Source organism: Lactiplantibacillus xiangfangensis, from assembly GCF_001438845.1.
GTDB lineage: Bacteria > Bacillota > Bacilli > Lactobacillales > Lactobacillaceae > Lactiplantibacillus > Lactiplantibacillus xiangfangensis.
This window is the reverse complement of the sequence record NZ_JQCL01000057.1, coordinates 182,911-196,128: the sequence shown is the minus strand read 5'-3', so window position 1 is coordinate 196,128 and position 13,218 is coordinate 182,911. Positions and strand designations below refer to the sequence as shown.

Annotated in this window: 14 protein-coding genes; 12 read left to right on the top strand and 2 right to left on the bottom strand. The window is 45.6% G+C overall.

Annotated elements, in window-relative coordinates; genetic code table 11:
• Positions 1–292: 292 nt before the first annotated feature.
• The 6 genes from IV64_RS06480 to IV64_RS06455 are packed head-to-tail and all read left to right on the top strand — an operon-like array spanning position 293 to position 4,111.
• Positions 293–703 (top strand): hypothetical protein, encoded by a 411-nt coding sequence (locus IV64_RS06480; RefSeq protein WP_057706364.1) that lies wholly within the window; start codon positions 293–295, stop codon positions 701–703.
• A 51-nt stretch (positions 704–754) separates the two neighbouring features.
• Complete coding sequence (locus tag IV64_RS06475) at positions 755–1,549, top strand: hypothetical protein (RefSeq protein WP_057706362.1); 795 nt, start codon at positions 755–757, stop codon at positions 1,547–1,549.
• Positions 1,536–2,222, top strand: coding sequence for a hypothetical protein (locus tag IV64_RS06470; protein WP_057706359.1), 687 nt, complete (start codon positions 1,536–1,538; stop codon positions 2,220–2,222). The genes IV64_RS06475 and IV64_RS06470 overlap by 14 nt, the downstream gene beginning before the upstream one ends.
• 1 nt (position 2,223) lies before the next feature.
• Complete coding sequence (locus tag IV64_RS06465; protein ID WP_057706357.1) at positions 2,224–2,952, top strand: hypothetical protein; 729 nt, start codon at positions 2,224–2,226, stop codon at positions 2,950–2,952.
• Positions 2,953–2,967: 15 nt separating this feature from the next.
• Positions 2,968–3,600, top strand: coding sequence for an ATP-binding cassette domain-containing protein (locus IV64_RS06460; RefSeq protein WP_057706355.1), 633 nt, complete (start codon positions 2,968–2,970; stop codon positions 3,598–3,600).
• Positions 3,590–4,111, top strand: a complete 522-nt coding sequence (locus IV64_RS06455; protein ID WP_057706353.1) for a hypothetical protein — start codon at positions 3,590–3,592, stop codon at positions 4,109–4,111. The genes IV64_RS06460 and IV64_RS06455 overlap by 11 nt, the downstream gene beginning before the upstream one ends.
• 79 nt (positions 4,112–4,190) lie before the next feature.
• Here the strand turns inward: IV64_RS06455 and IV64_RS06450 are convergent, their stop codons facing one another.
• A complete protein-coding gene (locus tag IV64_RS06450; protein ID WP_057706350.1) occupies positions 4,191–5,393 on the bottom strand; it encodes an NAD(P)/FAD-dependent oxidoreductase in 1,203 nt (400 codons plus the stop codon).
• Between the two features lie 390 nt (positions 5,394–5,783).
• Positions 5,784–6,992, bottom strand: a complete 1,209-nt coding sequence (locus tag IV64_RS06445) for an acetate/propionate family kinase (protein ID WP_057706349.1) — start codon at positions 6,990–6,992, stop codon at positions 5,784–5,786.
• 186 nt (positions 6,993–7,178) lie between these two features.
• Here IV64_RS06445 and IV64_RS06440 point away from each other — a divergent pair, with 186 nt between their 5' ends.
• From IV64_RS06440 to apf, 6 genes are all read left to right on the top strand, one after another.
• Positions 7,179–7,550 (top strand): hypothetical protein, encoded by a 372-nt coding sequence (locus tag IV64_RS06440; protein ID WP_237757317.1) that lies wholly within the window; start codon positions 7,179–7,181, stop codon positions 7,548–7,550.
• A gap of 155 nt (positions 7,551–7,705) precedes the next feature.
• The gene (locus IV64_RS06435; protein WP_057706598.1) at positions 7,706–10,081 is read left to right on the top strand and encodes an ATP-dependent DNA helicase; all 2,376 of its coding nucleotides are present in this window, start codon (positions 7,706–7,708) and stop codon (positions 10,079–10,081) included.
• On the top strand, positions 10,081–10,797 hold the full coding sequence (locus tag IV64_RS06430) for a hypothetical protein (RefSeq protein WP_057706347.1): 717 nt from the start codon (positions 10,081–10,083) through the stop codon (positions 10,795–10,797). The genes IV64_RS06435 and IV64_RS06430 overlap by 1 nt, the downstream gene beginning before the upstream one ends.
• Positions 10,794–11,705: a sce7725 family protein gene (locus IV64_RS06425; protein ID WP_057706345.1), complete on the top strand. Its 912-nt coding sequence runs from the start codon at positions 10,794–10,796 to the stop codon at positions 11,703–11,705. Before IV64_RS06430 ends, IV64_RS06425 begins: the two co-directional genes overlap by 4 nt.
• 1 nt (position 11,706) lies before the next feature.
• Positions 11,707–12,081 (top strand): glycine cleavage system H family protein, encoded by a 375-nt coding sequence (locus IV64_RS06420; protein ID WP_057706343.1) that lies wholly within the window; start codon positions 11,707–11,709, stop codon positions 12,079–12,081.
• Between the two features lie 404 nt (positions 12,082–12,485).
• Positions 12,486–13,088, top strand: a complete 603-nt coding sequence (gene apf, locus IV64_RS06415; RefSeq protein ID WP_057706340.1) for an aggregation-promoting factor — start codon at positions 12,486–12,488, stop codon at positions 13,086–13,088.
• Positions 13,089–13,218: the final 130 nt, after the last annotated feature.

Genomic DNA, 13,218 nt, shown 5'->3' with positions numbered 1-13,218 from the left:
GATTAATTCTGCTTAGTCGTTCCTTTTTTATGACAAATAACCCTTTATTTAGATATATCTATTTTAATTGATAATTAAATGATAAAAAAATAAAATCATTTATTAGATTTCAAGTTCGAATGTAAACGCTTTAACATTCTACATTTGTGAGACTAATTAACTGAATAATTGGTATAAATATATTTATATGTTAATAAATCTTTCTTATCATTAATGAAAATTATTATCAAAATCTGCTATACTCGCATCAGCAGCGACGAGTTATTCATTAAAATACCGGGGGGACATAATAATGAAACATAAGTCATTAGCTATCGGCGCTTTATCAATTTTACTCATGGGAAGTGGTATGGGCGTCGTATCAGCCTCAGCATCAAATACAGGGGATACTGGATGGTCGAATCAGTATAGGGTTAAAAGTACGCGAGACCACACACCAGCACGCAAAAAGACTAATCGTTCGGCTTATTATAATTATACGAAGAAGGCATCTAAGGCTGTAAGATATATCAATATTCATGCAGCACTCTACGATGGTCGAGATGTCTCAGGGGGACACGAATACAAGTCATACGTGGGTTCGACGACAAAATTATGGAATAACGCCGTTGAAACACATGGTAATGGCGTAGCCGTTCGAATCGATAGTATTCGTAAAGCTAACGGATCTGCATCTGGCGTTTGGAGTCCAGATTCTAAATAAGTAAGCACGAACTCGTCGTTGTGTTACATATTGATCTTTGGAGGGGACAACATGCAATTACTTTGGCATCGATTCAACAAGTTACAATTATGGCTTTTCGGGGGAATCGCACTCGTACTACCACTCATTCAAGTGGTTCAATCACTTAATCACCGCTTACTCACTCAGAACACTTTTTTTGATTCACCTTATACCAAGTGGATGGGAATCGATAGTTTTCACTTTTCCGCTACCGCCTTCTACTTGATCATTCCTTTATTAGCAGCGTTACCGACGGCCAGTTTAATTCGTAAAGACCTAGACAACGGTTTTTTCAACCAACTCCAAGTCAAGCTCGGTGAGCGTAAAGTCTTTCTCAGCTACTTTTGGTGGGCTGGCATTCTGGGCTTCTTAATTGTGGCCTTCCCACTCATCATCAACCTATTCACTTATTTCATGATTTTACCTAATATTCATCCCGATCACTTACTCAACAGCAACATTATGGTTATTAATCAAAATACTTTGTTAGTTAATCTATATTACCAACGCCCCTTAATTCACGCTACGTTCGCCATTCTATTTGCTGGCTTCTGGGGCGCCCTCTTTGCCTGGTTTACCCTCGGCTGGTCGCTGCTACTACCTAACCGGTTTGTCGCAATGACAATGGGCTTTCTATTACAGCTTGGTTTACTACAGCTGCAAGGCATTAGTAATAACGGGATTGGCTTTGCACCCTACTATTTCTTAACCGAAACCAATCAATTGGATACAAGTGCTTTACTCACGACAAGCATTACTATAATCATGCTTGTCGTCACTAGCCTGTTAGTACTGGGGGGGCGGCGTTATCGTGTTACTGCATAATATTAGTGCCCAAGAGTTTTACCGATTACGCGCCCGCTGGAAATTGCTTCTAATTATTGGGATTTTTACACTACTATGCGGACTAAGTGACCTTTCTGGAATCATATCGGACAGTAGTGATTTAAACTTCCTATACCAAAACACTGCGAATTCATACTTAGTGTACGAACGCTACCTACCACTCTCAATTATTGCAACTTCCATCGTGACGGAATATCACTTAAACGATAGCTTCTTTAGCCAACACCGTTCAACTTTATATTGGCAGACCGTGGTTCAAAATCTAATGATCATCATTGGTATCTGGCTTATTTGGGTCCTGACAACTGGCTGTATTCTATTCGGCAAAGCACAACTAATTGCGACTAAACCGACTATTTTGATTGACTTAGGCTTGGCAGCAATTTTTATTCTGTTCGTTCAGGTGACTTTCAGCGCGGGCACCCTACTATTCTACTTCTTAATTCACCGCAAACTAATCGCGGTGCTAATCGCTCTATTCAGCAACGTCTTACTCTTTGAACAAGCCGTCCGTACAAAGAACGTCTTACTATACGCATTTGCTCAGCCAACCGACGTTACTACCCGGCTACTTCAATTAATAAACCTGATTGGCCTAATCCTATTGATTAGATTAGTGACCTACCACCTCGTTCAATGGAGGGAATTCTAAGATGCGCACTTTAAGACAAGTCCAAGGGTACCACTATTGGCAACTGATCAAGGTGCGCTTTAGACTCATTATGCCTGTCCTGATCAGCCTGATGCTAACCGTTGGCTACCAAGTGACTGACAGCAACTATCCACACGCAATTGCGCAATTTTTTGCCGCACCGACAGCCGTCGAACTGGCTCATGGTGAAATCACTTTTCCGGTCTTCTGGTTAGGTTACTTCTGCTTTCCACTAATCATCGTCAACAATAGTTTTCAGCAGTTATGGCAAGCACACGCGGTGCAACTCCGGGGCTTCCAATTTTCAAAATTAAGCTTTGGCCGACTCAATCTACAACTACTGGGCCTGACTGCACTTGCTATCGACGGACTGACGATTGTTACGCTGTGGTTAACGCAAAGTTGGTGGTCCAAAGTCGCATTCAGCGTGGGACCCATCAAGGGCGCTAGCGCGTGGGCACTTTGGGCCGCAATCCTATTTCTAGAGTTACTGCTACTTCTCATGGTACAACAGCTCTGTAACATAGTCAGTCCGGCCATTGGCTTAATCATCCCCGTCGTTTTATTAGTCTTGACCATCTATTGGCCTAACCCACAAAACCCACTTGGGCTAGCAATCTATTCCAGATTACCAGCCCTTCAACCAGCCAGTGTTTTGTGGTTACTGGGCTGTTTAGTTCTATTAATCGGGGGTTATCTAATCAGTTATCGCTACCTTGAAAATCATTAATACGGGGGAATAATGATGAGTTTAATTAAATTAGTAAATGTAAGCAAATCCGTTAAAAATCAGGCCCTACTGACTAACGTATCGCTAACCGTTAATGCGGGTGACATTGTCACTTTAGAAGGCATTAACGGCTCTGGTAAAACATTGATTTTAAAAGCCATTCTTGGCCTGATTCGTACCACCGGTGATGTTTTAATCAATGATCAGAAACTAACTGTCGGCGGAAAGTTTCCAATTCGTGCCGGCATTCTTATCGAAAATCCGAGTATCATCGACAACTTTACTGCCAAAAAGAACCTGGAATTATTAGCACGGTTGTTGCCTGAAGTCACAGATCAACAGATTGACAATTTATTAACACAATTTGAGCTGCCCATAAACGATAATAAGAAGGTCCGTAAATTTTCACTTGGAATGCGTCAAAAATTAGGCATTGCACAGGCGGTCCTTGGTCAAAGTCCCCTTATCATTTTGGACGAACCGACCAACGCCTTAGACGCTGAAAGTATCGACAAATTAGTTACTTACTTACATCAATTACAGCAACGGGGCTGTACCTTTGTCATTGCTTCACACGATCGCGACTTCGTGGAACAAGTTGCTAGTCGCCGTTTCCAAGTAAAGGCGGGGCAAGCTCATGAAATCTGAAACCAAACGGGCCCTAACGCTCGGCCTAATCTTCCTGTTGAGTATTTTGGCAGGCTGGCGTTATCGGGTGGTTAACCGCGGATACCTACCCCAAAACGTTAAAGAAATTATTGTTAAACGTAATCAAACTGTTAAGGCCCCAGATGTCCGTTTCAAGATTTTAGGAGCCAAAACCAAGCTAACGAGTGACGAAGCCCTCATGGACGTGACGATGAGCATCAATCAAGTTGGTCCTAGCAACTACGGCTTTAAAACCAATAATCCCAACTTTGATGAAAACATGTGGTTTAACATTCCTTACGGCTACTATAGTATGACCAAAGGACCAACTACAACTACAGGAAAGGCACTGTCCATGAGTGACATGCCCAAGAAAGGCTGGCGAGTAATCGTCATGTCGTTTCGAACTCCCCGCGACAACTATGCTTCCAGAAATGCCACCCCCCGCTTTAGTTTCTTAGTCCCCCATGGCAAACAATACGTGAAGTATTCCTACCTACTTGACTTCTAATACACCGATATAGAATAAAAACCAACGCAGTCACCAATCGTTAACCGATTGGTGACTGCGTTGGTTTTTTTATCTACATTTAATGATATAAGTCGAAACGTCCCTTACTAAAGACCGTACCTAAATGGGCACTTTCAAGCAGCGAACGGTCAGTGATAACCTTTTTCAGCGCTGAAGCCGGATACCCTTTAACGGGGCGGTTACTGCTGAAAATTTCACCAATTCCGTCGCGGTCACTGAGCGATGCGACCGTTCCGCTAGATTGATAATTAAACGGTGTCGTGGCCTTGCCATTTCGCAAAGCAACAATGTTCTTGGCGGCTTGTTCACCACAAGCTAGCGCAATTTGAGCCGTCGTTGGGTATGGCCGTTCGCCGTCGGGTGGCATTACCGCCGCCACGTCGCCCACGATAAAGACTTCTGGCCGGTCCTCTAGTGACAAGTCTGGTTGAACCATGACCCGGTTACGACGCTGCTGGAAGCCAGAATCCGCAATGACGTGCGACCCACTGACCCCAACTGTCCAAATAATCGTATTAGCAGCAAATTCATGTTCAACTTTGTCCGTATCCGTATAAGCAACGGCGCCAGGCTTAATCGCCGTAATAGCGGAACCTAATCGCATTTCAACGTTGTTCTTTTCCATGAAGGCCAACGCATAGTCCCGCAAGTCCTGATTGAACATCGGTAAAATCGATGGCATTCGTTCCAAGCAAACTAATTTGATTGCGGGAACCTGATACTTCTTCTGTAACTTAGGTAATGACTGTGTCAGTTCACCTAACAATTCAATCCCAGTAAAGCCCGCACCACAGACCGCAATCTTCAAATCATTGTGATCCTTGCTAGTTTGATAGGCCTTGACCCGTTCTTCAATGTGTTGATAGACTGCTTGCGCCGTTTGGAGATCATCCATTGCCAACGCATTTTCATTCGCACCCGGTACCCCGAAAGTTTCGGACTGGAACCCTAATGCAAGGACTAAGTAATCATAGCTGATGTCATCATGGTCTTCGAAACTGATAGCTTTGTTAGCGACGTCGACATTGTTAACCGTCGCTTGCACAAACGTGACCCGCTTTGCAATGACGGACGGAATGTTATACGTGATCCGCTCTGGATCAATCGTTCCGGCCGCGACTTCATGGAGATTAGTTTTCTCCGTATGTGTCGGGACTTGATCAACTAAAATCAATTGATCCCCACTAGGTAACCCTTTCGTTAAAAACTTGACGGCCCTCATTCCAGCATAGCCCCCGCCAAGCACTAAAGTTGTTGACATGTTTTGTTTACCCCTTTCATCATTCAGCTAAACGACCCCCACAGCGCGCTCAATTGATTGTGGATCTGGTCATTTTTGACAGCTCAAATGCCATTATATGGTTAAGTACATCGTACACTGAAAGCCCGCAAAATTCAGCTAAAAAGCCGTTTAATTTTTTATGAGTATCATTAAAAAGCTAATTTTAAGACTGGGACTTAAAGTTAACCGTTACTAGGTTGATCACTTTGAACAATAGCCATCACTACCCAGTAGTCAACTAGTCCACCGTCCCATTTTTAATAAGCAAACCAATTTTAGTGATGTCGGACAACATCCGTGTGCTACGACCTATTTCAACTCAAAACAAAAGGACCGTGGTCATAACAACCACGATCCTTCATTTTTAATTTAATCAGTTACTGGACTTTTGGCAGTCAAACGTTCAACGTCACGCACGATCATTAACTCTTCATTAGTTGGCACGACCATCACTTTAACTGGTTCGCCATCCTTACTAATAACTTGTTCTTTCCCGTGGACGTGGTTCTTTTCATCATCGACCGTCACACCAAAGTAGCTCAATTGCTTCAAAATCCGTGCACGCATTGCAAAGGAGTTTTCACCAACACCGGCCGTAAAGATCAAAGCGTCGATGCCGTTCATTTCAGCAATGTAACTCCCGATATACTTCACGACTCGGTTTGCGAAGATTTCCAAAGCAAGTTCGGAACGTTCACGACTGTCCTTCGTCTTATCCAAGTCACGCATGTCAGGTGATAGCCCAGAAATACCGAGTAATCCTGACTTGTGGTTTAAAATATCAATAAAGTCTTGAACGTCAGAAATTCCAAGGTGCCGCATTAAGAATGGAATCAAGGACGCATCAATGTCCCCAGAACGGGTACTCATCGTGATCCCCGCTAACGGTGTGAAGCCCATGGACGTATCAATGGCCTTACCATGATCAAAGGCGGTGATTGAAGCACCCGATCCTAAGTGTAACGTGATCAATTTGAGTGAGTCTAACGGCTTGCCTAAAATTTCAGCCGTTCGGTTTGCTACGTAACGGTGACTAGTCCCATGCGCACCGTACTTCCGTGCCCCAAACTTTTCATAATATTCGTAAGGAATACTATATAAGTAATTTACTTTTGGCATCGTTGCAAACAACGACGTATCAAAGACGGCCACTTGGACTACCTTTGGTAATAAGCTTTGGAAGACTTCAATGTAATAAGCTTGCGTTGGATTATGTAACGGCGCATACTCAGACAAATCTTTGATTTCCTTTAACGTTTCGGGGGTAATGATCACTGAATCTCTAAAGTGTTCGCCACCCGCAACGACCCGGTGACCAATTCCTGTAATCTCGGATAAGTGGGCCAAAATGCCATCACTCTTCAAGCGCGTCAGGACCATCGCAGCCGCTTCTTTTGCATCGATTGTTGGACGAGTTTCTTTGTACTTCGTCCCGTCCGCCTTTTTAATCACGAAAACTGAATCAGGTAATCCTAAACGGTCAACCATCCCTGAGGCGATCACCGTTTCTTCTGGAACGCTAAATAACTTCCATTTTAAAGTTGAACTACCAGCGTTAATTGCTAATATTTTTGCCATGCTATATTTCCTCCATCCATCATCAAGTGTGCCTACTGCCAGTTTAGCCAATAATGGATGCGCTTTCAAGGCTTTATTCAAAAAGCTTATATTTTCATATCATTGTAAACAATATTCCCGACTTATCATTTTTTTCATTATCCCATTTTACGGTATAATAAAAGTAAAGAAAGCGAGGCGATGATCATGATGACGAAGAAGCATTTTTCTTGGACTCTCAGTAACAGTTTCGCCGCTTTATTGTTAGTCGTTGGGGCAATCGTCGCATTATGGGCATTAATCACTAATTTCGGGACAACCGTCAGTGTCGACGCCGTGGTTACAGCAGCTGGCTTGTGGATTGTCGGGATCATTTTCTTACACCCGGCACCTATCAACATATTGATTCCTGTCATCGGTTTCGTTAGTGTTGGCGCGGGTTACGCGGGCTATTTCAGTAGTCCCCACTCCTGGTTAGGCGCCGCGGTTGCAACCCTACTAACCGCACTAATCGTTAGCTACGGTTTTAGTCTCCGTAAAACGATTCGTCAGCGCCACAGTAATTGGTATCAAAAATAATGAGCTAAGTTGCAGTTATCGGGGGTCCCAAACAGCTGGGGCGCCCTTTTTTATGCGGTCTAACCGGTTATTCATACAGTCACCCGACTTAGCGCAGACAAAACCGAACAGATGTTTTATAATGAAAGTCAATCCATTCAGAAAGGAACCGCATGATGGCACCCAAAATTGGCATTCGTCAACTCGTTGAATTCGTTCTTCGTCAAGGCGACCTAAACGAAGTTAAAAACAGTCAAAATACCGCCTTAAACGGGGCTAAGATTCATCGGCGGCTCCAAAGTAGTCGTGGTGAAGACTATGACAGCGAAGTCTACCTTAAAAAGACCGTGACGATGAACGGAAGCGACTACGTCATTTCTGGCCGTGCTGACGGTATCCAGTTAAACGACGACGGCGCCCTGATTGAAGAAATCAAAACGTCCGATCAAGCGTATGACGACCTAAGTGACAACACCCGCACCCTGTACTGGGGACAGGTCAAAGTTTATGGCTACCTATTATTGCAGGAACACCCTGAACTTGATAAAGTCACCTTACAATTGACCTATTTTCAAGTCAGTACCGAAAAAGTGACCAAAGAACAAAAGGTCCTGCGACGCGCCGAACTCGACCAGTTCTTCAAAGACCTCATTACCGAATACGAATACTGGCTCACGTTACGGGCGGACCTTCGCAAGCAGCGCAACGCCTCAATTAACGACCTCCCGTTTCCGTTTCCCGCGTTTCGCCCCGGGCAACGTGAGCTTGCAGCGGCCGTTTACAAGACCGTGCGACTCAACAAGCGCCTCTTTGTCGAAGCACCGACGGGAACTGGCAAAACGATTTCGACACTCTTTCCAGCCGTCAAAGCGCTCGGTGAGGATTTAATTGAACGCCTCTTCTACCTCACTGCTAAACAAAGCACCCGGCACGTGGCTGAGGAAGCCATCGACCTCATGAAGCACGACGGACTGGTCATTAAAAGTATCACCTTGACGGCCAAAGACCAGATCCGTTTCCCAGAAGAACAGGACTTACTCCCGGAAGAAAATCCGTTTATGATTGGCTACTACGACCGCTTAAAACCGGCCCTCAAAGACTTACTCACTCACGAAAATCAGATCACACGGCCCGTCATTGAACGCTACGCTCGTAAGCACACCGTGGACCCCTTTGAATTTTCACTGGACGCCTCACTATTTTGTGACGTGATTATCTGCGACTATAATTATTTATTCGACCCGCTCGTTTACTTACAACGGTTCTTCAGTGAGGGTGACGACGACAACTTTTTCCTCGTTGACGAAGCCCACAACCTCGTCAGCCGGGCCCGGGACATGTACTCAGCAGCTGTCAGCGACCAAGCAATTGGGTCCTTATTAAAGCTAGCCCGTCCTGACAAAACGCAACCAAGCGACGACTTACAGCAAGCACTCAAAAAAGTGCGCCGCAGCTTCACACGGATCAGTCAGTCCCTATTAGATGACGGCGTCACCGAACAAGTGACCCCGGACCCACCGGAACCCCTTTTGCGAACGCTACGGACGTTTAACGAATTTGTCACTGACTGGATGACGCAACAAAAGCCATCACCGCTCTTAGACGCCGTCCGTGACTACTTTTTTGCGTGCTTAACCTTCGTTAAAATCGGGGACTTGTACGATGGAAGCTATCAGACCCGGTTTGTTTTAGACGGCCACCACCTAACCGTTAAAGAACTCTGCCTTGATCCTAGCGACTTTTTAGACGGCTCGCTTAAGCTGGGGGCCGGTGCGGTCCTGTTCTCCGCAACCCTATCTCCGATGGCGTACTACCAGCGGGTCTTGGGGGGCGAAGCGAACAGTCTCGCTTATCAGTTGCCTTCCCCGTTTCCACCGAAGCACCAGGCGATTTTGGTAACGCAGTACGTCCAAACGACTTACCGGGAACGCGAGCGTAACGTCGATCGCATTATTCAAAGTTTGCACGCACTGGTTACTGGGAAAACTGGCAATTATCTCGTGTTCTTTCCATCGTATGGCTATCTCAGTCAAATCAAGTCAGCCTTTGAACAAACCTATCCTGACATTGCCACGACCAGCCAAGAATCCGTCATGAACGCGGCGGCCCGCCAAGCCTTTTTGGATCAATTTCAAGCGGATAATCCGAGTACCCTCGTCGGTTTTTGTGTCCTCGGCGGCCTCTTCTCAGAAGGCATCGATTTACGTGGCGACCGGTTGATTGGCGTCGCCGTCGTCAGTGTCGGGTTACCCGGATTAAATCCCGAAACCAACTTGATTCGGGACTACTATGACCACCAAAACGGTCAGGGATTTGCCTACGCTTACCAGCTTCCCGGCATGAATAACGTCTTGCAGGCGGCTGGCCGACTGATTCGTAGCAGTCACGATACCGGGATCATTTTATTATTGGATCAGCGCTTTGCAAGCCAACGGTACGTCGATTTATTTCCATCGCACTGGCAATACTACCAAACGATTCAATCGTTACCGCAACTCAGCGCCACCATTGCCAACTTTTGGCACCAGACTAAGGAGGAATCTACTAATTAATGAAGACTAAGCTAACGCGCCAACTTGAAAGTACCCTCTATCAGTACTGTTTGGAACAGGGCGCCTACGTTGTTGAAGAAGTTAGTATGCCTGATAAGAAGGGCATTGTTGATACGCTCAGTTACCAACAGCTTCCTGACGGTCAGATTGAGTGGCGGTGCTACGAGTTAAAGGTGACTAAAAATGACTTCCATTCGAAAGCTAAGTTATCCTTTATCGGGCACTATAACTACTTTGTGCTCCCACAAGCCCTTTACGAGGAAGTCAAAGACGAAATTCCGAGCCATATTGGTGTCTTGATTTACCGCGCTTTTGACCCGGAGGCCGTCGCCCTAGCGCCACAACCATTACGGGCACCCGGATTCCTAACTGTGGCTAAAAAAGCCCAGCATCAAGACTTACAAGTCCCAGAAGCGCCGCTAACCGGGCACTTCATCGCTTCATTATTTCGGGAAGTCGATAAGGCCAAGCGCGTCAAAAAAGGGTTGGCACTCTATTCCGACGACCAACTTTTTAAAGAACTGCGCAAACGGGCCCGTAAAGGCTACGACGTGTACGACCCCGAAGCAAACCTCTACGACCGATTTATCGACGATACCACGAACGATGCCGTAACGGCGCTGCAAGAAGAATTAGACGCGCGTAACGCTGAATACCAGGCACTCAAGTTAGCTTATCAACAACTGATTGCACCGGATCTGGGGGACCAACTATGACGATTTATACGCCCTATTTTCGTGGCCGGATGTACGATTTATTGGCGCTAAAGGCGCTGTGCGAACAGGGGCAGTTAGGGCCAAACATCATCCCCATCATCGAACCGGTTCGCGATTCCAAAGAATTACAACAGACCGTGGCGGCGTTCATCAAAGCCCAGCAACCCTTTAGCCTGATTGCTAACCCGCAAGTCAGCGTGTACGGCCTAAATCCGAATAAGCTTTATCCGCTCCCCGACCTCAGTACCGTGCCATTTTTTCACCCCGGAGCCATTCTAGCTGCTGACTTTAGTCGGGACTTCTTAGCGTGTGGTCCCGGCCAGTCCAGTTTCCTAGTTGCCCCTAACTATCCGTTACTTAAAGCCTACCAAGACTCAGACGTGTTGCAGCACACGACCCTCGTAATTGACGACGAGGCCCGTCTGCACCAAATTGCCGGTAACCAGGCAATCCTCCTAACCGATGCCATGGCGACACCGCACCACGTCGCTGATTACGGACTCTTGACCGACGAATACTTTGAACCGGCCAGCTGGGCCACCCCACCATTTGGCTACCAGGGATTCGGTGATTTTTCACTCGTCGGGAAGCCGTACTACGACAAGGGCATGCCGTCCCGGGCCATCGCGTTACACCTGATTTACGTGACGCCGGACGGCCAGCTACGAATCCACCACTGCGTCTCTGACAGTAACGAGCATCTAGGGGGCCAAAAGCAAAAATTTGCGGAAGCCTTGGCAAAATTGACCGCGTGGGCACCAGCGCATTTGACCGGATTAAACCGAACACCGGCCCTCGAAAGTCTATTAGCCTACGAACACACCGCAAAGTTTCCTGGACTCGGCACCGTTAAAAAGCTATCATTAATGCACCACTTACAACTGATGCACCGTTTAATAGGAGAATAAAATGGCAAAACATGAATCTGCTTGGAAACAAATGTTTCACTTCTACCGTGACGAATATCACGAAAAACACGCGCCAATGCTATACGGTGACATCTGGCTCCAGACTAAGTCTCACCAGCGACTCGTCCTGGGGTTAACGGATCCAGCTACCGCACCTTTGACGAGTATTACTGGCCTAACATTGCCTTCGGAAGGCCAACACCTGACGACTGGTGATGTCCTGACCACCGTTACTGATGACCAGGGGGCCCATCCTTTTACGACGCCATTTAGCGGAACTGTCCAAAAAATCAATACTGATTTGACCGCTCAACCCAGTGATTTAGCAAATAACGCACAGAAAAATAACTGGTTATTAATTTTAAAGGCGGATTAGTGCTGTTACCAAAAGTAAGTATTCAGTTTTCGTAAAAGCGTTTACATTTCTGTCTGAACGTGCCACCAACTTACCGTTACAATTTAACATTTATCCCGTCCATAGCGTATAAACGCTGTTGGACGGGCTTTTTTTATCAAATTATTATTTAATCAATCGTGCGATAATCTTTAATCTGTTAAACCATTAATCGCAATTTTACTTTTTTTCAATCACTTAAACCCCATATTTATATTACAAAAGATTACAAAAAGGCCCTTTTATTACAGTTAACCCCTGAATTCGTAAAGTTACTGCTATTATCCTGTCACAATCAGCAGTTATACTATTTCATAGTTAAAGCGCTTGGAAGAAACACGGGGCCAAGCCAAATTCAGACTAAAAAATAGGAGTGTACCTAACGTATGAAAATTAAGAATGCTTTATTATCTACCGCTGCCGCTACTGCTAGTCTCTTTGCCATTGGCGCAACCGCTCAAGCCGCAACTGTAACTGTTAAATCCGGTGATACGGTTTCCGCAATCGCTGCTGAACATAACACCACGATTGACGCCATTACCAAAGCTAACCAATTAAAGAATGCTAACTTAATTTTTGTTGGTCAACAACTTGAAGTCAACGGTAACGGCGCTGCCGCAACCACGACCACTCAAGCAACTCAAACTAGCCAACCTGCAGCAACGACTCAAAGCACTCAATCGAGCCAAACTCAGACGCAAAGCTACAGCGCACCAGTTGCTAAGACGACCACTCAAAGCACTAACACCGCTTCAACTTCTAACTATAGTGGTGGTTCCGCTAAAGCTTGGATCGCTGGAAAAGAATCTGGCGGTTCATACTCAGCACGTAACGGTCAATACATCGGTAAGTACCAATTAAGTGCTTCATACTTAAACGGTGACTACTCCGCTGCTAACCAAGAACGCGTTGCTGATAGCTACGTTGCTTCCCGTTACGGTTCATGGGACAACGCTAAGAGCCACTGGTTATCAAACGGCTGGTACTAAAATTTAAAATTCAACTCAGCACCCAATTCCTTTGCGAATTGGGTGCTTTTTTGTCTGAGCTAAAGATTGAAAGCTCTAAAACTAGTTCAAGCGTTGCGATAGCACTACTTATCATTAGAAAATTAGCATG

Coding starts and splice junctions, on each gene's coding strand:
- IV64_RS06480 (WP_057706364.1), top strand. CDS start 293: ATGAAACATAAGTCATTAGCTATCGGCGCTTTATCAATTTTACTCATG.
- IV64_RS06475 (WP_057706362.1), top strand. CDS start 755: ATGCAATTACTTTGGCATCGATTCAACAAGTTACAATTATGGCTTTTC.
- IV64_RS06465 (WP_057706357.1), top strand. CDS start 2,224: ATGCGCACTTTAAGACAAGTCCAAGGGTACCACTATTGGCAACTGATC.
- IV64_RS06460 (WP_057706355.1), top strand. CDS start 2,968: ATGAGTTTAATTAAATTAGTAAATGTAAGCAAATCCGTTAAAAATCAG.
- IV64_RS06455 (WP_057706353.1), top strand. CDS start 3,590: ATGAAATCTGAAACCAAACGGGCCCTAACGCTCGGCCTAATCTTCCTG.
- IV64_RS06450 (WP_057706350.1), bottom strand. CDS start 5,393: ATGTCAACAACTTTAGTGCTTGGCGGGGGCTATGCTGGAATGAGGGCC.
- IV64_RS06445 (WP_057706349.1), bottom strand. CDS start 6,992: ATGGCAAAAATATTAGCAATTAACGCTGGTAGTTCAACTTTAAAATGG.
- IV64_RS06440 (WP_237757317.1), top strand. CDS start 7,179: ATGATGACGAAGAAGCATTTTTCTTGGACTCTCAGTAACAGTTTCGCC.
- IV64_RS06435 (WP_057706598.1), top strand. CDS start 7,706: ATGGCACCCAAAATTGGCATTCGTCAACTCGTTGAATTCGTTCTTCGT.
- IV64_RS06430 (WP_057706347.1), top strand. CDS start 10,081: ATGAAGACTAAGCTAACGCGCCAACTTGAAAGTACCCTCTATCAGTAC.
- IV64_RS06425 (WP_057706345.1), top strand. CDS start 10,794: ATGACGATTTATACGCCCTATTTTCGTGGCCGGATGTACGATTTATTG.
- IV64_RS06420 (WP_057706343.1), top strand. CDS start 11,707: ATGGCAAAACATGAATCTGCTTGGAAACAAATGTTTCACTTCTACCGT.
- apf (WP_057706340.1), top strand. CDS start 12,486: ATGAAAATTAAGAATGCTTTATTATCTACCGCTGCCGCTACTGCTAGT.